The organism is Photobacterium malacitanum, assembly GCF_900185615.1.
Lineage (GTDB): Bacteria > Pseudomonadota > Gammaproteobacteria > Enterobacterales > Vibrionaceae > Photobacterium > Photobacterium malacitanum.
On record NZ_FYAK01000001.1, the window covers coordinates 61,396 to 81,114 of the forward strand.

The 19,719-nt window shown below is 39.7% G+C and carries 19 protein-coding genes; 3 read left to right on the plus strand and 16 right to left on the minus strand.

Annotation, left to right across the window (positions count from 1 at the left end):
* Positions 1-27: 27 nt before the first annotated feature.
* Positions 28-378, minus strand: a complete 351-nt coding sequence (locus PMAL9190_RS00305) for a c-type cytochrome (RefSeq protein WP_087843398.1) — start codon at positions 376-378, stop codon at positions 28-30.
* A gap of 312 nt (positions 379-690) precedes the next feature.
* Between PMAL9190_RS00305 and PMAL9190_RS00310 the strand changes: the two genes are divergently transcribed.
* Both PMAL9190_RS00310 and PMAL9190_RS00315 read left to right on the plus strand, forming a co-directional pair.
* Positions 691-1,908 carry a 3-phenylpropionate MFS transporter gene (locus tag PMAL9190_RS00310; protein ID WP_087843399.1) on the plus strand — a complete coding sequence of 406 codons (1,218 nt, stop codon included), beginning with the start codon at positions 691-693 and terminating at the stop codon, positions 1,906-1,908.
* Between the two features lie 236 nt (positions 1,909-2,144).
* Positions 2,145-2,381, plus strand: a complete 237-nt coding sequence (locus tag PMAL9190_RS00315; protein WP_087843400.1) for a cell division topological specificity factor MinE — start codon at positions 2,145-2,147, stop codon at positions 2,379-2,381.
* Positions 2,382-2,458: 77 nt separating this feature from the next.
* Here PMAL9190_RS00315 and artM read toward each other — a convergent pair whose 3' ends face one another.
* From artM to punC, 5 genes are all read right to left on the minus strand, one after another.
* The gene (gene artM / locus PMAL9190_RS00320) at positions 2,459-3,130 is read right to left on the minus strand and encodes an arginine ABC transporter permease ArtM (RefSeq protein ID WP_065168587.1); all 672 of its coding nucleotides are present in this window, start codon (positions 3,128-3,130) and stop codon (positions 2,459-2,461) included.
* The gene (gene artQ, locus PMAL9190_RS00325) at positions 3,127-3,831 is read right to left on the minus strand and encodes an arginine ABC transporter permease ArtQ (RefSeq protein WP_087843401.1); all 705 of its coding nucleotides are present in this window, start codon (positions 3,829-3,831) and stop codon (positions 3,127-3,129) included. Before artQ ends, artM begins: the two co-directional genes overlap by 4 nt.
* A 3-nt stretch (positions 3,832-3,834) precedes the next feature.
* Entirely contained in the window at positions 3,835-4,569 is a 735-nt protein-coding gene (locus tag PMAL9190_RS00330) for a lysine/arginine/ornithine ABC transporter substrate-binding protein (protein ID WP_087843402.1), read from the minus strand.
* 61 nt (positions 4,570-4,630) lie between these two features.
* Complete coding sequence (gene artP, locus PMAL9190_RS00335; protein WP_087843403.1) at positions 4,631-5,359, minus strand: arginine ABC transporter ATP-binding protein ArtP; 729 nt, start codon at positions 5,357-5,359, stop codon at positions 4,631-4,633.
* A 380-nt stretch (positions 5,360-5,739) separates the two neighbouring features.
* Positions 5,740-6,945: a purine nucleoside transporter PunC gene (gene punC / locus PMAL9190_RS00340; protein ID WP_087843404.1), complete on the minus strand. Its 1,206-nt coding sequence runs from the start codon at positions 6,943-6,945 to the stop codon at positions 5,740-5,742.
* Positions 6,946-7,049: 104 nt separating this feature from the next.
* Between punC and punR the strand changes: the two genes are divergently transcribed.
* On the plus strand, positions 7,050-7,952 hold the full coding sequence (gene punR, locus PMAL9190_RS00345) for a DNA-binding transcriptional activator PunR (protein WP_065168582.1): 903 nt from the start codon (positions 7,050-7,052) through the stop codon (positions 7,950-7,952).
* Positions 7,953-8,021: 69 nt separating this feature from the next.
* Here punR and PMAL9190_RS00350 read toward each other — a convergent pair whose 3' ends face one another.
* The 10 genes from PMAL9190_RS00350 to PMAL9190_RS00395 form a co-directional block, all read right to left on the minus strand.
* Positions 8,022-8,630 (minus strand): CDP-alcohol phosphatidyltransferase family protein, encoded by a 609-nt coding sequence (locus tag PMAL9190_RS00350; RefSeq protein ID WP_087843405.1) that lies wholly within the window; start codon positions 8,628-8,630, stop codon positions 8,022-8,024.
* A gap of 16 nt (positions 8,631-8,646) precedes the next feature.
* Positions 8,647-9,282, minus strand: a complete 636-nt coding sequence (locus PMAL9190_RS00355; protein WP_087843406.1) for an ATP-binding cassette domain-containing protein — start codon at positions 9,280-9,282, stop codon at positions 8,647-8,649.
* Positions 9,279-10,955, minus strand: a complete 1,677-nt coding sequence (locus PMAL9190_RS00360) for an ABC transporter permease (RefSeq protein ID WP_087844178.1) — start codon at positions 10,953-10,955, stop codon at positions 9,279-9,281. Before PMAL9190_RS00360 ends, PMAL9190_RS00355 begins: the two co-directional genes overlap by 4 nt.
* Positions 10,956-11,035: 80 nt before the next feature.
* Positions 11,036-12,211, minus strand: coding sequence for an ABC transporter substrate-binding protein (locus PMAL9190_RS00365; RefSeq protein ID WP_087844179.1), 1,176 nt, complete (start codon positions 12,209-12,211; stop codon positions 11,036-11,038).
* A 53-nt stretch (positions 12,212-12,264) separates the two neighbouring features.
* Complete coding sequence (locus PMAL9190_RS00370; protein WP_087843407.1) at positions 12,265-14,430, minus strand: dihydrolipoyl dehydrogenase family protein; 2,166 nt, start codon at positions 14,428-14,430, stop codon at positions 12,265-12,267.
* Positions 14,420-15,049: a carboxymuconolactone decarboxylase family protein gene (locus tag PMAL9190_RS00375; RefSeq protein WP_087843408.1), complete on the minus strand. Its 630-nt coding sequence runs from the start codon at positions 15,047-15,049 to the stop codon at positions 14,420-14,422. Before PMAL9190_RS00375 ends, PMAL9190_RS00370 begins: the two co-directional genes overlap by 11 nt.
* Positions 15,050-15,518: 469 nt before the next feature.
* Positions 15,519-16,106 (minus strand): TfoX/Sxy family DNA transformation protein, encoded by a 588-nt coding sequence (locus tag PMAL9190_RS00380; RefSeq protein ID WP_087843409.1) that lies wholly within the window; start codon positions 16,104-16,106, stop codon positions 15,519-15,521.
* A 376-nt stretch (positions 16,107-16,482) separates the two neighbouring features.
* Positions 16,483-17,487: an HTH-type transcriptional repressor PurR gene (purR, locus tag PMAL9190_RS00385; protein WP_087843410.1), complete on the minus strand. Its 1,005-nt coding sequence runs from the start codon at positions 17,485-17,487 to the stop codon at positions 16,483-16,485.
* A 382-nt stretch (positions 17,488-17,869) separates the two neighbouring features.
* The gene (locus tag PMAL9190_RS00390; RefSeq protein WP_087843411.1) at positions 17,870-18,667 is read right to left on the minus strand and encodes a heme ABC transporter ATP-binding protein; all 798 of its coding nucleotides are present in this window, start codon (positions 18,665-18,667) and stop codon (positions 17,870-17,872) included.
* Positions 18,664-19,701: a FecCD family ABC transporter permease gene (locus PMAL9190_RS00395; RefSeq protein ID WP_087843412.1), complete on the minus strand. Its 1,038-nt coding sequence runs from the start codon at positions 19,699-19,701 to the stop codon at positions 18,664-18,666. The genes PMAL9190_RS00390 and PMAL9190_RS00395 overlap by 4 nt, the downstream gene beginning before the upstream one ends.
* Between the last annotated feature and the right edge of the window lie 18 nt (positions 19,702-19,719).

The window sequence follows — 19,719 nt, forward strand, 5'->3', positions numbered from 1 at the left end:
AGTTATCTCAGCGAGAAAGCTGATAATTTAGTCATCATTTTTTAAAGGTGTCGATGTTACTTGATTAAAATAAAACGCAATATCTTGCATGTCTTTTTCGCTCAGGGCATCAGCCTGGGCGTGCATGAGAATCGCGAGACCACCATTACGTTGACGTAACTGATAGGCTTTAAGTGCTGCAACAAAATAAGCCTGTTTTTGCCCTTGTAAATTGGGGTAGGTATCGATCGTGGAAATACCGTCAACGCCATGACATGTCATGCAAGTAACTGATTTTTCTTTTCCTTGTGAAAAATGGGTTTCTGTTGCTACTGTTGTTATCGAAAAGAGTAATGCGTAGAGCGGAAGTAGTAATCTAACTAAAAAATTTATTGTCATTGTTATACTCAGCTTTAATATTATGGTTACTGTAGTAAAGATAATCTGTTTTAAAACACTCTTTAAAGATAGAACGATCACTGCGTTTTTGAAATGTAAGATTGCCAAAATGACGTTAATTTAATGTGTAAAGCTAATGTCAGGACTGTATTTGAATGTTTTTAAATAAAAAGACGAAACGGAGTCGCATTTTGGACATTTTTATTTTTAATAATGAATAGAAAAGGTTAAATATGAATAAGTGCAAGTGATAATAATTTTCGTTATTATTACGTAAATTATTTAGAGTTCTTAATAAGAGTTGCTTATTTTATGTTTCAATGTCGACCTGCGATATGGATGTCTATTTACCAGTTTACGTTTTTCTTTGCTTATGGAGTGTATTTACCTTTTAGAGGCCTATGGTTAGAAAAGTTAGGGATAACAGATGCCGATATTGGTATGTTAGTTGGGTTAGGGTTAGCTTCTCGTTGTATTATCAATTTTACCCTCACACCACTTTGTCATAAGGTTGAACACTTAATTCCAGCACTGCGCTTGTCAATGTTTCTTGGCGTTTTAGGGTTTATTTCTTTTATTTATATTGGTGAGTTAAAAGCAAACTTTTGGGTATTGGCTATTTTAATTATTATGTTTAATTTAGCGATTGGACCTGCGGTTGCTATATCAGATGCAATATCAAACCATTATGCCGCTGATAAGCAATTAGATTATGGCTATACCCGTTTATGGGGAGCCGTTGCTTTGACTGTTGCTTCTGCTTCAATGGGATTAATAACTAAACATTGGGGGATTACTGCTGTACCTATTTTAGGTGCGTTGGGACTCTTTATTACCTTTTTAGGAACAATGATAAAACCCACAGTACCGATGAAATGTAATCATAAAAAAACAGATAAGATTAATATTATTAAAGTACTATGTGATAAAAAAACATTAATCTTTATTTTAGTCGCTTCATTGCTTGAAGGCAGTCATGGTGGTTATTATTTCTTTAGTGCTATTTATTGGAAGGATGCAGGATACAGCACTGAAGTGATCGGTTATCTGTGGAGCCTATCTACAATTTCGGTTATTGTTTTCTATTTCATTAGTCGTAAAGCATTTTCTAATTGGAAGGTTAAATCATTATTTAAATTAGCGGCTATTTCTGTTGTTATTCGTTGGGCATTAATGGCGTATTCAACGGAATTACCAGTGCTAATTGTTTGTCAGATTTTACACGGCATTACTTTTTCTGGAACAATATTATCATCAGTACGCTATGTTGAAGAGAACAAAAAGCATAATTATATGGGGTTACAAGCCCTTTATCATGCGATTCCAGCAGGGTTTGCGCTGGCATTAGTATCTGCTGCTTGTGGTTGGATTTATCATCATAGTGATATTAATGTGTTTTGGTTTATGGCTGCAATGGGCATACCGTGTTTATTCTTGAGTGTCATTGGTGATGGTGATGATAATAAAGATAAACAGATAATCTATGGCCAGACAGTGCGATTTAGTCCAGAAGAAAAAACCTCAATATAATCATTAGCAACTATACGTTTTAGCAACAATAGCTGAGGAATCGATATTTAATCATAGCCTTTTATATCCATCTATTTCTCGCTGATGGATATAAGAGGTCGGCGTAATATTTATTAAAAATAGTTATATAATGGGCGCTTTATTATATCGAGTTAACAAATATTTAATTATTAGGTGGTATTTGCAATCATAATCTAATATTTTAAGTACAGTTATATATAATAAGGATGTTTTCTATGAATTTCTTCTTTCGTACTAAGAAAGCTGAAAAAGGAACAACAGCATCACAGGCAAAGCAACGACTTGTTAGTGAGATCTCTCGCCATAGAAGTACGCGTCATTTACAATTAATGAAAGATGAGCTTGCATCGCTATTATCACAATTTACGCATATTAAAGAAAATAGAATCGATTTAGTAAAAAATACCAAATCACAAATGGTGTTAAAAATTAATGCTAAATTAAGTCATTAATTATGTTGTGTTTTACAGTGCCAAGCGATTAAAAAGCCGACATAATGTCGGCTTTTTAATAGGTTAAAATAGTGGTGTTAACGTGCTGCTTCAAAGGCTAAAGCTTTTTTCTCAAATACGCGGAAAATTAAAGTCAGTACGCCATTAACAGCGAGGTAAAATGCACCGGCAACCGCAAAAACAGTCAACGTGTCATAAGTTTGCGCATTAATTCTTTGGGCATAACCCATAATATCCATAATGGTGATAGTACTTGCGAGTGATGTGCCTTTAAATACTAAAATAACTTCATTTGAATAGGCTGGAACGGCGCGACGAATAGCAAAAGGTAATAATACACCGAGAGTTGCCTTGGTATTCATGCCTAATGCACGGCAAGCATGCCATTGGCCCTTGGGTATGGCATCAAAAGCACCTTTAAATAGTTGTGTACTATAAGCTGCTGTATTTAAAGCTAATGCAAGCATGGCACAAAACCATGGTTGACTTAACCAATCCCATAAGAAACTTTGACGAATAACCTCAAACTGCCCAGGTCCATAATAGACTAAGAAGATTTGCACTAATAAAGGTGTACCTGTAAACAGCGTAATAATACCACGACTGATCCAATGAATAATGGGCGTACGCAATATTAAGCTGGCTGTCATTAATAAGGCTAAGCTACAGCCAACAAATAAAGAGGCGGCAGTTAATTCAAGGCTAGTAATTAACCCTTGTACCATAAGCCAAAAGTTTTGTTCATTCATGCGGTTGCTCCTTGGCTTTTATTTTTGATTACATTAGAGCCATCTTGCTCGCTGAATTTGTTTTCGATTATTTTAATGACGCGCTGAGTAATTAAAGTAATGATTAAATACACCGCAGCCGCTGTAGCATACCAAGTAAAACTTTCATGCGTTGCAGCTGATGCTAACTGGGCTTGTTTGAGTAAATCGGTTACACCAATTAGTGAAACTAACGCCGTATCTTTTAATAATACGAGCCATTGATTAGTTAGTCCTGGTAAAGCGTGACGTACAGCCTGCGGTACAATAATACTGAAAAAAGTACGTTGTTTACTAATACCCAGAGCATTTGCGGCCTCTTGCTGACCTTTAGGGACAGCTTTTAATGCTCCGCGTATTGTTTGAGCTGCATATGATGCAAAAATTAGCGATAACGCAATTACACCCGATAAAAACGGGCTAATTTCAATAAATTCGCCAGTAATATAAAAAATAATTTGGCCCGAACCAAAAAAGATAAAAAGTACCACTAATAGTTCAGGCAGGCCACGGAGGATAGTCACGATAAATGTTGTTGGCCATGAAATAACACGATAACGTGACATTTCGCCGCCTGCAAATAACATCGCTAAAATTAACCCTACCGCTAAACTGACAAAAGCGAGCTGGATTGTCATCCAGCTGGCTTCTAGCAGGGATTGTGAATATCCCGTTAATATCATAATTTACTTACCAAAATACTGTTCAAAGATTGCTTGGTATTGACCATTTGCTTTAATGGCTGCCAATGCTTTATTTAATTGTTTAACTAATGCTTGATTGTCTTTATTAACGGCGATACCAAAGCCATTACCAAAATATTTTGCATTTGTAACGGGCTTACCGACATAAGAGAGCTTGTCGCCATTGCCTTTTTTAAACCATTCAGCGACAACTGCAGTATCACCAAAAACAGCGTCAATACGGCCATTTTGCATATCGATAAATGCATCCTGATAACTGGTATATGGTACCGCAATGACTGATGGCATTTGCTCTGTGATATAGCTTTGGTGAGTTGAACCATTTTGAACCCCAACTCGCTTGCCTTTTAGTGCCGCTTGATTAGCAACATGGCCTTTTAATGATACAAACGCGGCGGCATTGTCATAATAGGCATTACTAAAACTGACTTGCTGTTGACGTGCCGCTGTAATATCCATTGCTGAAATTGCAGCATCATAACGTTTGAATTTAAGAGCAGGAATTAAGCTATCAAAAGCTTGGTTATGGAACGTACACGTTGCTTTCATTTCAGAACATAATGCTTTGGCAATATCAATATCAAACCCTTGAATTTGATTGTTAGCATCCATGTACTCAAACGGTGCGTAAGTGGCTTCTGTTGCAAATTTAAGATCTTGTGCAATTGCGTGACTTGATGCTAGACCAATCATTGCAGCTAATAAAATTTTCTTCATCGCTATACTCCATGCGGTTAATTACGTAGTTCTATCTACGTGACTTTAAAAAGGATACCTATTAGTGAGTGAGGTATTCTGCAAATTGGGCGGTTTTTGGGCTGGTGAAAGAAGCATGGCTACCATGCTCAATGACACGGCCGTTTTCCATGTATAAAATATGACTTGCAATTTTTTTTGCAAAATCAACTTCATGGGTAACCACAACCTGTGTGATCCCAGTGCCACTAAGATCTTTGATGATCTTAACGATTTGACTGGTGATCTCTGGATCAAGTGCTGCTGTTGGTTCATCAAACAGTAAGACGTCAGGTTTCATCATCAATGCACGCGCAATCGCAACCCGCTGTTGTTGTCCGCCAGAAAGTTGCAGTGGCCATGCATCCGCTTTATCTGCAAGTTGCAATTGCGTCAGAATATCGAGAGCTTGTTGTTTGGCGGTTGTTTTAGCAACGCCTAATACTTTGATTGGCGCCTCAATAAGATTCTCAATGACGGTTTTATGTGGCCAAAGATTATATTGTTGAAACACCATGCCGACTTTTCGTCTTAGCGCTAAGCCTTTTTGTTCAGCAATAGGTTTTGAAAAATCAAATATATTGTCAGCAATCGTTAGTTCACCGTCAGTGGCATTTTCAAGCAGGTTTAATACGCGTAGCAGCGAACTTTTACCTGCACCACTTGGGCCTAACAAAACAAGGGTGTCGCCAGTGCTGCAAGTAAAGCTGACATCATGCAGTACTTGGTTGTGGCCATAAAATTTATTGATATTACTTACTTGAATACTCATGCTCTAATACTGCATTAATCATCACTTAATTTATATACTACTCACCACGATATCTTATGCAAGAGAAATGTATAAAAAAAGAAATATGTTGCAAATTTGTTTATTTTATAGTGCTTTGACAAGTTATTCTACTGGATACTAGTCCTGATAGTAACAAACAGTAAACATAAAGATGGTGTGGATACTAGAAGGAATAAAATGCGTTAAAATGACATATATTGTGATTTTTATAAAATGATTATTTAGTCACTGGCTAGTGATTGGCTGTGTAAGTGGATTAATGGTTGGACAGTTGTGCTATTTATGAAGGAAAAAAGCATATTAGAGAGCAAAAAAAGCAGCCATAGAGGCTGCTTCTAAAGAGGTTAAAGCGTGGTAATTTAAGCGGTTGCGGTTACAGATTGCTGGTGGCGTGATTGTGCAACCAAAATGAAACCGAAAATTGCGATGAAACCGGTGATAAACATAGCCACTGTTACCGTTAATAAACCGTATCCAGCAAAGGCTGAAACCAAACCACTGGCAGCGAAACACACCATTGTCTGCATAAAGTTCAATAGACCTGCCGCTGTTGCGCTACAGTTTTTGAAATCAGACAACGCAGCACTAATAACCAGTGGGTAAATTGCACCATTAGCTACAGCAAGGAAGCAGAATGGAATCAGGATTGGCCAAATAGTCGTGACAGTCATTGAAATAGAGATAACAAACATGATTAACACGCTGCTAAAGAACAATGCCAAAATCCACGGCAATAGTTTCTTGCTGTCGAAATGATTTAATAATGTACGACAACCATAACCACCAACAATAAAGGCAACAGTTTGTGGTGCGTAGCTCAAACCAATATCAGTGCCTGAATAGCCCATTGCTGACATTACAAACGGCGAACCAGTTAGGTAAGCAAAGAAGGCTGCTGAACATGCTGCGAAAATAAGCATGTTGCCCCAGAATTTTTTTGAACTCAGAATTTGAGCGTAGTCTTTACGCAACTTAGTCGTTAATTTTTCTTGCTGTTGGCTAAGGTTCGCACTTTCAGACTCTTTTAACGTCATCATCGCTAATACTGCGCCAAAGCCGACTAATGCAATAAAAATGCTACGCCAGCCTAATTGATGCTCAAGCATTGCACCTAGCAAAGGTGCTAAAGCTGGAGAAAGAGCAACTAACGGCATGATGGTAGCAAAAACACGCTCAGAAACTTTGCCGTCGTAACGGTCAACAACAACTGCTTGCCAGATAACTGTTGCACTACATGCACCTAATGCTTGTACAAAACGTGCAGCAAGGAATACTTCAATATTAGGAGCAAATGAACAGGCAATAGAAGCAAGGCTGAACAGCACCATACCGCCAACAAGTACTTTAATACGTCCAACGCGATCAGAGAGAGGACCATAAATAACTTGGCCTAATGCCATACCAAGCAAAAATACACTGAGTGATAGGCCGATAAGAGATTGGGTTGTTGCAAAGTCGGCGCGGATCGTCTCAAACGAAGGCAAATACATGTCAGTGGCTAGGAAACCTAGCATACTTAGACATGCAAACCAGAACAGGGTTATTTTAGATGGTTGATTTTTCATTTTATACTTTTCGTCAATATTACAATTGCCGCTAGTGTAATACTGGTTTTAATGGCTGTGAAACGCTAAAATTTAAACCATGCTTTCAAAAAATTTGATGTGATATGTTTTCCTATAATGATCTACAGGTTATTGACGTTGTTGCCCGTCGTGGCAGCTTTTCAGGAGCAGCAGAAGAACTGCATAAAGTACCCAGCGCTATTAGTTATACCGTAAGATTGATAGAAGAGCGTTTAGCTGTCGAATTATTTGTTCGATTACATCGACAGGTTAAACTAACACCTGCTGGGGAATATTTTGTCGAAGAATCACGCAAAATAATCAAACAAATGCAGTTAATGAAATACCAAACTCAACGCGTAGCAAATGGCTGGTCACAAAATGTATCAGTCGCTTTAGATACTGTTGTGCGTCAAAGTCGCGTCAATATGTTAGTTCGTGATTTTTATGAACACTTTCCTGATGTTGAATTGCACCTTACGATGGAAGTGTTTAATGGAGTATGGGATGCATTGGCCGATGGACGGGCAGATATTGCGATAGGAGCAACAGCAGCAGTGCCTGTCGGTGGCAGCTTTGATTATCGTGATATGGGAACATTAACTTGGAAATTTGTGATTGATCCTCAACATCCGTTAGCAAGTTGTGATCATCCATTAGAAGCGCATGAGTTGGCACAATATCCCGCCGTTTGTTTAGAAGATACCTCACGAACATTGCCAAAACGGATCACTTGGTTGATGGATAATCAACGCCGTATTCTGGTTCCAAATTGGCACAGTGCGATGCAGTGCTTAAAAGCAGGCTTAGGCGTAAGTGTGGTACCCAGTCATATGGCTGTCCCATTAATTGAAACGGGAGAGCTAATTGAAAAAGAGCTCGCTATCAAACCATCAGTTAGCCCATGTTGTTTAGCATGGAATACTGAAACCATGAATCCTGCCGTAACTTGGCTGCTAGATTATTTAGGCGATAGCGAGCAATTGCACCGTCAATGGGTACGTTGATAAACAGCACAATAAGCGGAGTGTGAGGCTGCTGGATATCAGTGTTTATTTATATCCAGCGCCGTGGCACTAATTTTTTAAGGTATGGTAACCGGCCCAAATACGGGTGGTAGTGGTTATCCAACATAAAGAACCAAAAATCCATGCGATAGTGGCAAAGTGTTGTGGGAATAAACAAAACAGCACGAAGCAGGCGATGGTTTCAGTGCCTTCTGTTAGGCCACCAATGTAGTATAACGACTTTTGTTTATATACAGGGCTTTCTATATTGCGTTTACTCGCCATGATAGCAAATGCAAGAAAACTTGAGCCTGTACCTATAAAAGAGAAGATTAAGAACGCACCGGCTATCGCATTTTGACTAGGATCGGCGAGTACAAATCCAAATGGAATTAATGAATAAAATAAAAAATCCAGAGTTATATCAAGAAACCCACCGCAATCAGTGATCCCTTGGCGACGAGCAACTGCACCATCTAAGCCATCAAATAATCGATTAATTACAATAAAAAACAGAGCTAATCCATAATATTCAAATGCAAGAGCTGGTAGGGCAAAGAGGCCAATTGCAAACCCACTAAGGGTAATTTGGTTGGCACTAATACCATAGTTTTCAGGTAATGCTGCCAGCCTTGCTAAAGGTTGACGTATAAGAGTAATGCTGTAACGGTCAAGCATGGTATTTTCCGTATTATTAGTGCCAAGGCCAGTGTAAGACATCACCATCAGTGGGAATATCATCATCATCATGAGTAACCATTAATGCAGGAATGTTACGTTGTTGAATTTGATCAAAGACAAATTGGCGAAATGCAGCACGCAATGTTTTATCTAATTTGCTAAATGGCTCATCAAGTAATACGGCTTGTGGTTGAGATAATAATAACCGCATCATGCTGATCCTTGCTCGTTGCCCGCCGGATATTTGATGAGCTTGTTGATGTTGTAAATCAAGCAAACCTAACTCGTCCAGTGTTGCTAATGCCATCTTTTTTCGTTGTGGTCCTTTTATTTGGGAAGGTAAGCCAAACGCTAAATTCTGCCAAACATTAAGATGAGGAAACAATAAGTCATCTTGAAAAACAATCCCAATATGGCGCATATTCGGTGCTAGTGAAATGATAGATTGTTGATTTAATTGAATATCACCCGTTGCTGTGAAGTCAGCAGCTAAATGACCTGCTATCGCACTAAGAATGGTTGATTTACCACTGCCACTTGGGCCCATGAGGGTCTTTATTTGTCCATTCTCAACATCAAAGCTAAGAGGGCCGATGAGAGTGTTATTGTTATTATGGCGTAAAGTCAGCTGTGAAACAGACAGCGTCATAAGGTCACCTTTGTTGTTGAAGTATCAGATGTTTGCTGCTTTGCAAACATCAGCGCGAGAGTAAAAAATACTAAGGGTAATAGACCTTGTAACAGACCATAAACGGCGCTGATACGACGATCTTGACCACTTGCAAGGGCAACGGCTTCCGTTGTTAGGGTTGGTATGCGCCCAGCACCAAGCATTTGTGTCGAAAGGTATTGCGCTAAACTGACACTGCATCCAACCGCAAATGCTAACCATAATGCCGGTTTTAACTGTGGGAATTTGACTCGCCACCATGTTTGCCACCCCGTGAGTCCTAAGCTGCGTGCGGTTTGATCTAACCGTTGATCATAACTGCGCCATGGTCCGTCTAACGTAAGATAAATATAAGGGAAAACATACAACCAATGGCTCCAACTCACCCATAACCAAAAATGTTGTCCAGCCACAAAAGAGACTGCTATTTGCATACCAAACAATAGCGATAATTGCGGTGCGACCATTGGAACAGCAATTAACATCGTCGGCATACCGCGTTGGTATTTTTGACGGTATTCAAGACAAATAATGGCCATGAATAATGCGCAAAGGCTACTGGCCAACGCTAAAACAATGCTGTTACTCATCAGCTGTTGTAGTGGTTCGAGTTGTTGTTGCCAAAAGCGAAAGCTATATCGACTTGGTAATAAATCAGGGAACCGCCAGCGCAGGGCAAATGACCATACAGCTAACACAGGAAGCATCATTAATGGCAGCAATAATAAGCTGTAACTGCATAAAGTTGCAATTATTGATGATGGTTGAGAGTTACGTGACTGAGTTGGTTTTGCGCCACGGTATTGCCATGCTGTTGAATATGATAAAAACCACCATTCAAGACAGCGCAATAATCCAAACGTACAAATAACAATCGCTAATAATAATAATGCTGCCGCTGCTGCCCGTGGAAGTTGAGTTAAATCGGCATCCGTAAACCATTGCCAAATGAGCATTGATAAGGTGCTAGGGTGAGTAGGACCAATAATTAATGCGACATCAACGACTGCCAGTCCATAACCTGCAACCGCAAAAATAGCTAAGCGTAATTTCGGTAACCATAATGGAAGAATAACGCTTCGCCATGTTTGCTGGTGGCTGTAACCCAGACTAATAGCCACATTATAGAGCCGTTTTATATCGAGCTGTTTTAATATACTCAGACTCATTAATAATAAAAACGGTGTCTCTTTAATGGCTAATGCAAACAATAATCCTATACCATAACGATCATGGATCAGGGTTGGGTATAACGTATCAGCCAGCCCAAGATGGTGCCAAATACGTGCCAGCCAACCAGTCGATGAAAACAGTAATCCAAACCCAAGTACAAAGGCAACATGGGGAAATGCTAATAGTGGCGCAAGTAAGCGTTCAATTTTTTGCCACTGTGTTGTTAGCCAGAAATGGCGCAAAATTAAATAGCACCACCATAAGGCAAGTGCTGTGCTGCCTATTCCTGTTAATAAAGTTAACCCAATAGAGAGGTTAAGATCTGGCCAAGAAAACAGTTGTTGCCAACCTAACAATGAGGGTTGATGCATGTTTAATGCTGGTAACCATGCCGCGGCAGGCGCCAAGATACCCACAAAGCCAATTATCAATGGGCTTGCAAATAGCAATAAAGTAATAATAAAGATAAGGGCTAACATAGGGTTTACATCGATCTCAAACGAAGAAGCTAACTTGCTATCATAGTGCAAGTTAGCTCAATTTATAATAGCTATAACAATTAGTTACCGTATCTTTGTTGCCATTGCTGTTCAATGGCAGCTAGCCATGTCGGATTTGGCTCTGCAATGGCAGGGTAGGGTTTAAAGCTCTGCTGGTTATAAGGTGCCGATAATTGTTTAAAAGCTTGTGGGCTTAAAATGGTTGGATCGCCCCATAAGTTAGTATCGGCTTTACGGGCCTGTGCTTGTGGGCTCAACAGAAAATTAATCGCCACTAATGCGCCTGCTTTGGCGTTGGCATTCCACGGAATTGCCAAAAAGTGAATATTGGTTAACGCACCGGCATTAAAAGCATAGGTTTTAGCCTTATCGGTTAAATTACCATTGGCAATTGCAGCCGCTGCCGCATTTGGATTAAAGGTAATAGCTAATAATAATTGTTGATCATCAAGTAACTGCACAGTTTCGGCCGTACCTGTTGGAAATTGCTTACCTTGATGCCACGCCACTTTATGGAGTTGATCGAGATACTGCCACAGTGGTGCGGTAACGCGATCAAATAACGCTTGATCTTGAGGTAACTGCAATGGTTGATATAAGGCTTTTTTATCGGTAGTTAACTCTAATAACGCCGCTTTTAAAAAGCCTGTACCATGAAATTCTGGTGGCTTTGGATAGCTGATTTTCCCTGGATGTTGTTGCGCTAAAGCTAATAATGCTTTAAAGCTTTTAGGTGGGTTTTTTAATGTTTCGGGATCGTAAATAAACACTAATTGTCCCACGCCCCATGGTGCTTCTAGCCCTTGAGTAGGCTCTGAAAAATCTTTATCAATCGGCAGTGATTTATCCACATATTTCCAGTTGGGTAATTGATGAGTAAATGGCCCATAAAGCAGACCATTTTGCTTCATTGAGCGAAAGTTTTCACCATTGATCCATACCATATCAACACTACCACCACTATTTTTCCCCGCGGTTTTTTCGGCTAATAAACGTTGCGTGGTCTCAGCAATGTCAGTGACTTTAACTTGTTTTAGGGTTACGCCATAACGCTGTTGTAATTGGGTGTTAGCCCACAGTAAATAATCATTTATTTCTTGGCTGCCACCCCAAGCATTAAAATACACCGTTTCACCTTTGGCTTGAGTGAGCGTTTGTTGCCATGTTGGCGTAATGTGAGTAACAGTCGGTGCTTCACTGGCGTGTGCCGCGATGCTACTGACAAGCAATGCCATTGCAACAGGCAGTTTTTTTAGCGTTGGAAAGCGTCTGATCACAATTGATATCCTTATTTTTGGCGCGATGAATTGCGCATCCAGTGATGGTATTTTTTAACCCAAGCAAGTAATTTTTGGGGGGCATGGGCTTGTTTCCATATGCCTGCTGTATATTTTGCACCTTCGCTCATGGTTGGATAAGGATGTATGGTACCTAAAATCTTATTGAGCCCTAGATTGTGGCGCATAGCTAAGGTAAATTCGGCTAGCAAATCTCCTCCATGATGACCAACAATCGTCACCCCTAGAATTTTATCGCTGCCTTTAGGCGTTAAGACTTTAATAAAACCCTCATCATAGCCATCGGCAATAGCACGATCTAAATCATCAAGCCCGTAGCGAGTGACTTCATAGTCAATATTTTGCGCTTGGGCTTCTTTTTCGTTAATCCCTACGCGCGCTAATTCAGGTGCAGTATAAGTCACAGCAGGGATCACGGAATAATCGACTTTGAACTTCTTCAGAGCACCAAATAAACTGTTTACAGCGGCATACCAAGCTTGATGAGCGGCAACATGCGTCAGTTGATAGGGACCTGCAACGTCACCAACAGCATAAATATTTGGGTATTGTGTTTGTAGATACTGATTAACAGCGACAGTGCCGCGTTCAGTTGTGGTGATGCCGAGTTGTTCTAAGCCAAATCCTTGTACATTTGCTACGCGTCCTAACGCAACCATTACCGCATCAAACTCTACAGCAAGCTGGTGGTTATTGTGTTCTAGCAACGCTCGTTGAGTTCGAACGCCGTTATCATCAATAATCGATTCAAACTTTACAGCGTTATGTTGCAATAAAACATTAACACCATCACGAGTGAGGGCTTGCTCAACCAATGTTGCAGCGTCAGTATCTTCACGGCTCAATAGTTGTGATGAGCGTTCAACAACTGTTACTTCAGCGCCTAATCGACAGAAACTCTGTGCTAATTCACATCCAATCGGGCCACCACCTAAAATCAATAACCGTTTAGGAAGGGCTGTAAGTTGCCAGATAGTGTCTGAAGTTAAGTAATCAACTGTTTTTAAACCTGGAATGTCAGGTACAAGAGGACGCGCGCCTGTAGCGATGACAATATTACGGGTTGTAATACGGTCGCCATTCACTTCAACTTCCCATGGTGACAAGATTGTAGCATCACCCGTTACGCAGTTAACCCCGAGTTTAGAGTAACGTTCGATAGAGTCATGCGGTTCAACTTTTGCTATTACGTTATGAATACGGCCCATAACTTGTGCAAAATTGACATTATCGATATGAGCATCGATACCCAATTTAGCGGCATTTTTAATATCAGCAGCAGTGTGTGCAGCACGAATAAGCGCTTTAGAAGGTACACAACCGGTATTTAAACAATCACCGCCCATTTTGTGGCGCTCGATCAACGTGACTTCAGCTTTTACTGCTGCGGCAATATAGGCACTGACTAAACCACCCGCACCGGCGCCAATGACCACTAAATTTTGATCAAAGTGGGTCGGTTTTTGCCATTGTTGATAGCGTTTTTTATTTTCCATAACTTTCATAATCCATTTAGCGATAAGTGGAAACAGCCCCAATAAAAATAAAGAGACTAAAACGGGCGCCGAGATAATGCCGCTTAATGATTCTATTTTTCCTAGTTGAGTACCGGCATTAATATAAACCGCCGTTCCGGCTAGCATACCTAATTGGCTTACCCAGAAAAAAGTCCATGCTTTAATCGCTGTTAATCCCATCAGTAGGTTAATGAGAAAAAACGGAAAAACGGGGATTAAACGTAAGCTCAGTAAATAAAAAGCCCCTTCTTTAGCGATACCTTGATTTAATGTTGCTAAACGTTGACCAAACTTCGCTTGTACCCAGTCGCGTAAGATAAAACGGCTCGATAAAAATGCCAATGTTGCACCGATGGTGCTGGCAAACGACACCATGATCAAACTTGTCCAAAAGCCAAATAACGCAGCACCTAGTAAGGTTAAAATTGATGCGCCAGGAATAGAAAGGGCAGTCACCAATACATATAGGCTAAAAAAGCTGACATAAGATGCCACAGGATTTTCGGTAATATGGTGTTGTAACGCTAATTGTTCACGCTTGGCATATTCTAGGGTTAGAAAATGGCCTAGATCAAAATAGAACCAAGCACCAATAAATGCAGCGATTACAGCCAATAATACAATTTTGTTATTTTTCATTTAAGCTCCTTGATGGCTGTTCAGTTGAAGTCGAAGAAGCATGAGTCGTTGGTTGTGGTTCAGTATTATTTGTTTGCGGTTGAATAGGTAATGAGCAAAAACCTTGTGCTGGCACATCAAGCGCAGTATTAAATTTTGCGGATAAATTTTGAAAACTAATTAAGGCGGTTAACTCGATAATATCATCACTGCTATACCACGCTGCGAGAGCGGCAAGCATTTCGTCACTAACGTGTTCACCAGTAATAGTCATGGCTTCAGTGTAGGTCAGTACTGCTTGTTCTTGTGCTGAAAAGTAGCTAGATGATTGCCAATTTGCCAATGCTTTGATTTTATCAACTGAGTGACAGCGTTCTGCGAGTTTCATACCGTTAGCATCAACACAGAAAGCACAGTTATTCAGCTGTGATACTCGAACGCAAACCAATGAACGTATTACGGCATCAATTGGGGATTTTTTACGATCAAGGTAACCAAAGAACACTGCTACTGACCAGAAGAGTACCGGCTTACGTCCCCATAACTTAGCAGGATTGAGTACTTTTCCAAAATGGCGTTCTTGTAACCACAGTAAAGGTTTTACCCATAATGAGAATGTATTTTTGGTTAATATACGCAAGGAATGTCCTTATAAAAAGTAAGTCACAACGACTCTTAACTAGCAAGACCGGAAGAAGTAACATTGTATTTCATTTAATAAGAAAAAATTTGTTTATTGAAGCAATTGGTTGAAATTGCAACAACAAATACCACCTTGATAGGCAGCAGGAAGAATGAGATGGACACAATGATATACGGGCGTTGATGATTGGTGAATGATCATTATCGAACGTTAAAAATGCGTTCAAGGCGGTAAAAGTACACTGACAATTTAATAAAATACAAAACAAAAAAATTACGTTTTATTTGATATTTATATCATCTATTAGTGGATATATTTAAATGAATAATATTATGCAGTTATTTTTAATTTAAATTCTATCGAGGGATGCTTTAAATAACACATTAATACCAAGGTAGAATAAATTAAAGAGGCACAGGGCCTCTTTATTCTTAAGCGTCACTTAGCCAGTTGACGAATATATTTATTATAGTTTTGCTAGCAGCTCATTGCGTCTGCTTTCTGGTATTACTGACCAATGTTGGCCATGTATAGCACCTTCCAGTGCCCATAATAACTCTATACTTAACGACGTTTCTTGTGTTTTTTGTAACGCCTTATAAGCTTCGAGTGCACCAATATCATGCAGTTGTTCGATAGTTTTAATACCTATTTTTTTTAGCATTCTTTCATTTGAAAGCCGTAAGTTAGGTAAGTCTTTAATTCTATCTGGGGTGCAGCAGTCTTTGGCTTTTTTATCAGCTTGTGCAGCCTCAAGAGAATATTTTGCCTGTTCGACTATTTCCTCTGGGTGCTGCCACCATTCATCAGGAATAGCATAATGCTTTGTAATTACTGGGAAACCACGTTTTTTATAAATATATGGCTCTAAACCCGCTTGTTTGAATTCCTCTTCTGTTTTTGCGTTTGCGCGTAGGTGGAGTTTATTATTTACCACAAGAGCAAACATTGCTTCTCCTGCGAAAATACCAAAACCGCCAAACATAGAACGCGATTTTACATTACCTAAATGGTCTAATAATTTTAATGAATCTTTTAATATTGGTTTGTCCATACTTCTACTCGGTGAATAAATGAGTGTCACCTAACATTAAAGTAGTTGTCACTTTACTTTTATTAATAAAGTTATTTACATCACAAACGAACTACTTTAAATCATTCATGTATTACTCTATAAATAGACTTATTAATAGTGAAGTTTTATTTATAGTTGTAAGTCTTCTGCTTACTATTATATGTATTTACATGAATCATTATATTCTATCTTTTAACAAGTGAAGTTTGAATATTAACGAAAGCTGATGAATATGTGACACCGCTCATATTTCTTGGTAAGAAACAACGTTTTAATAGCGGTTGGGGGGAAAGGAATTATATTGAGAGGGAAAAAAAGCCAATATAATTATTGGCTTGATAAATAGATAACGCGATTAGCGTAGATCTTTAACTGATTTTCGTTCAACGATAGCTGGCGCCATTTCAAAAATTTGAGGCTCATGATTTTTATCTTTCATGCGCGCCATCAAAATTTTAATTGCCGTTTTACCTAAGCGACGTTTCGGCTGGTGGATAGTCGTTAGCGGCGGTGCAAAGTAGGGCGCAAGATCAATGTTGTCATAACCAATGATCGAAATATCATTCGGCACGCGAAGACCGGCCTGTTCAAAGGTACTAATAAGTGCCATTGCCATAATGTCATTAAAACAAAAAATAGCGGTAGGGCGTTCAGCCATAGCAATATATTTTTCGGCCGCCTTGACAGCAGAATCACACTCAAAATCGCCTTCAAGGATCCAGTCTTGGTTAACCTCTAAATTTGCTTCTGTCATCGCTTTATTGAAGCCTTTTAAGCGCTCACGACAGGTTGATTTATCATTATGGCCCGATAGACAACCGATACGAGTGTGACCATGTTCGATAAAATATTTAGTCGCAATATAGCCACCTTGTTCGGCATTATCTTGAATTTTATCGGTATGTGGGCTTTCTGGACCCCAATCCATTATTACCATAGGCAAATCTTTTTGGCGCTCAAGCAGATCCAATAACTTCTGATCGAGATCTGAACACATTACTAATAAGCCATCGACACGTTTTTCTGCCAACATGCGTAAGTAATCGCGTTGCTTAGACAGGTTGCCTTCGGTATTACATAAGATCAGAGTGTAACCTTCACGGTAACAATACTCTTCAACACCATGCACAACTTCAGCAAAAAATGGGTTGGTTGATTTAGTTACCAGCATGCCGATGGTACGAGTCGTGTTGCATTTTAAACTACGCGCCACTGCACTTGGTGCGTAGTTAAGATCTTCAACGGCTGCAAGAACTTTTTTTTGCGTTGCTTCTGCGACAAAGCGGGTTTTATTGATCACGTGTGAGACTGTTGTCGTTGAAACACCAGCCATACGTGCAACATCTTTAATGGTTGCCATATTTATTCTTCTAATAATGAGCGCTAGAAATGGTTCTAGCTAACTGTGTGGTACCAAATTGAGTAATCACTGAGAGATATAAAATCCATCTTATTACGTTAGTCATCTCGTTAATTATTCAATTTGGCACCGATAATGTATTTGTTACATTCTTAAATAGTATCCAACAACAAAATCCGCATTTGTTTGCGGCTTTATAATTATTACATATTTTTCAAGTGTAATCGCTTGCGTTCACATTTTACTGAGTGTTTCGCGTAGTGCAACGATTCTATTGTTTTGGATTAAAATATTTGATGCTATCAACAAAAAAACGTAAATTTCAGCAAATTTATCGCACGATTACTGATGTTTACTTGATAGACTCATCAGCTGAGGTTAATTAACACTCTGATAATAGATAAGGGTAACCATGGATCGGGTGAGGGTGAACAGAAACTTGCCAACCATAAACAGCATTAATCACAGCAGGATTTAATGCTTGCCATGGTGTACCATCGGCTTGAATTTTTCCATGTTGAATAATGACCATCCGCTGAGCATATTGGGCCGCTAAATTAAGATCATGTAATACCACGATCACCGCAGCACCTTGAGCAGCCATCGTTTGTGCCATTTGTAGCGTTTTATGTTGATGGGCCAAATCTAAGGCTGAGGTTGGCTCATCTAACATTAAAATACATTTATCATCGGCTTGGCTTAACTGGGTTAATACTCGAGCAAAATGGATTCGCTGTTTTTCACCACCAGACAGAGTAGGATATAACCGTTGAGCAAGTTCAAGCACATCGGTGTTAGCCATTGTTTGATTGGTGATATGATCTATTGCTTGGCGAGATAAGCACAACGGCATTGTGCCAAGTTCCACAACTTCTTTACAGGTAAAGCCAAAAGAGAGTGAGCTATGCTGCGGTAGAATGCCTAAATGACGCGCCAGTTCTGCACGTTGCCAATTATTAATATCACGGTTGAAAAATGCCACATCGCCACTTTCAGGCGACATCTCACCGCATAATATTTTCAGTAAGGTGCTTTTTCCCGCGCCATTAGGGCCTAATAGTGCAGTAACTTGGCCTGCTTTAATATCAATACTGAAATTATCTAATAACACTTTATTGGCTAATGTGAGGTGTAAGTTACGTGCTGTAATCGCTGTCGAAAGAGAGTGTGTTGCCGTCATGCGATTTTGCCTTTTTGTTTATTAAGTAGATAGATGAAAAATGGAGCGCCTAAAATAGCGGTAATAATACCTACTGGAAGTTCTTGTGGTGCAAACGCACTACGGGCGATCATATCTGCAACAAGCAATATTAAAGCGCCTAAAATAGCCGATATTGGCAACAATGTTTTATGGTTAGGGCCTGAAATCATGCGTCCTAAATGCGGAATAACCAGACCAATAAAACCAATGGGGCCGGTGATCGCAACGGTGATCCCAACTCCAGCTGCACACACAATAATTAAACTGCGTTTAAGATGTTGAACATCTACCCCCATGTGGCGAGCTTCGGCTTCACCCAATAAAAATGCATTCAGCGCATTTGCTTGGCGGTAACAATAATAATAAATTGCAATCAGGCTTATAAAAGCTAACCCAATACCAGACCATGTCGCCCCAGCAAGTGAGCCCATAGACCATAAAGAAAAATCACGTAGGGCTTGGTCATCTGCAATGTAATTTAATAATCCAAGTCCTGCGCCAGATATTGCACCAATTGCAACGCCTGCAAGTAGCATAACCACGACAGAGGTGCCGTTTTTATCTGTACCAAGGTGATACACCAAATAGGTACTTATTGCGCCGCCTAAAAAAGCAAAAAAGGGCACAGCACCAATATTCATTAATAGTGGATAATGCGTCATCAACGGAGCAAATAAAATGATTGCAAACGCCGCTCCTAGACCTGCACCGCCTGATATACCAATAATACCTGGGTCGGCAAGAGGGTTACGAAATAGCCCTTGTAATACGGCACCACAAATCGCCAATATAGCGCCAATTGCAATACATAATAATGTCCGTGGTAACCGTATTTGATGGATCACTACATCAACATGAGTTGCAAGTTGATGCTCGCCGGGTAATAAGGCAATAAAGCTGTCTTTATAGCTGATATCCATCGGTCCAATCGCAATTGAACTGAGTAACGCAAATAAAAGCGAGCCGAGACTGATCACGTAAATGACGGAGGGGGAAATACGAGTAACATTCATGACGTCATTGTTCTCAAT

Bases quoted from the DNA above. Each gene is read 5' to 3' on its own strand.
- PMAL9190_RS00305 (WP_087843398.1), bottom strand. From the start codon at position 378: ATGACAATAAATTTTTTAGTTAGATTACTACTTCCGCTCTACGCATTA.
- PMAL9190_RS00310 (WP_087843399.1), top strand. From the start codon at position 691: ATGTTTCAATGTCGACCTGCGATATGGATGTCTATTTACCAGTTTACG.
- PMAL9190_RS00315 (WP_087843400.1), top strand. From the start codon at position 2,145: ATGAATTTCTTCTTTCGTACTAAGAAAGCTGAAAAAGGAACAACAGCA.
- artM (WP_065168587.1), bottom strand. From the start codon at position 3,130: ATGAATGAACAAAACTTTTGGCTTATGGTACAAGGGTTAATTACTAGC.
- artQ (WP_087843401.1), bottom strand. From the start codon at position 3,831: ATGATATTAACGGGATATTCACAATCCCTGCTAGAAGCCAGCTGGATG.
- PMAL9190_RS00330 (WP_087843402.1), bottom strand. From the start codon at position 4,569: ATGAAGAAAATTTTATTAGCTGCAATGATTGGTCTAGCATCAAGTCAC.
- artP (WP_087843403.1), bottom strand. From the start codon at position 5,359: ATGAGTATTCAAGTAAGTAATATCAATAAATTTTATGGCCACAACCAA.
- punC (WP_087843404.1), bottom strand. From the start codon at position 6,945: ATGAAAAATCAACCATCTAAAATAACCCTGTTCTGGTTTGCATGTCTA.
- punR (WP_065168582.1), top strand. From the start codon at position 7,050: ATGTTTTCCTATAATGATCTACAGGTTATTGACGTTGTTGCCCGTCGT.
- PMAL9190_RS00350 (WP_087843405.1), bottom strand. From the start codon at position 8,630: ATGCTTGACCGTTACAGCATTACTCTTATACGTCAACCTTTAGCAAGG.
- PMAL9190_RS00355 (WP_087843406.1), bottom strand. From the start codon at position 9,282: ATGACGCTGTCTGTTTCACAGCTGACTTTACGCCATAATAACAATAAC.
- PMAL9190_RS00360 (WP_087844178.1), bottom strand. From the start codon at position 10,955: ATGTTAGCCCTTATCTTTATTATTACTTTATTGCTATTTGCAAGCCCA.
- PMAL9190_RS00365 (WP_087844179.1), bottom strand. From the start codon at position 12,211: ATGGCATTGCTTGTCAGTAGCATCGCGGCACACGCCAGTGAAGCACCG.
- PMAL9190_RS00370 (WP_087843407.1), bottom strand. From the start codon at position 14,430: ATGAAAAATAACAAAATTGTATTATTGGCTGTAATCGCTGCATTTATT.
- PMAL9190_RS00380 (WP_087843409.1), bottom strand. From the start codon at position 16,106: ATGGACAAACCAATATTAAAAGATTCATTAAAATTATTAGACCATTTA.
- purR (WP_087843410.1), bottom strand. From the start codon at position 17,487: ATGGCAACCATTAAAGATGTTGCACGTATGGCTGGTGTTTCAACGACA.
- PMAL9190_RS00390 (WP_087843411.1), bottom strand. From the start codon at position 18,667: ATGACGGCAACACACTCTCTTTCGACAGCGATTACAGCACGTAACTTA.
- PMAL9190_RS00395 (WP_087843412.1), bottom strand. From the start codon at position 19,701: ATGAATGTTACTCGTATTTCCCCCTCCGTCATTTACGTGATCAGTCTC.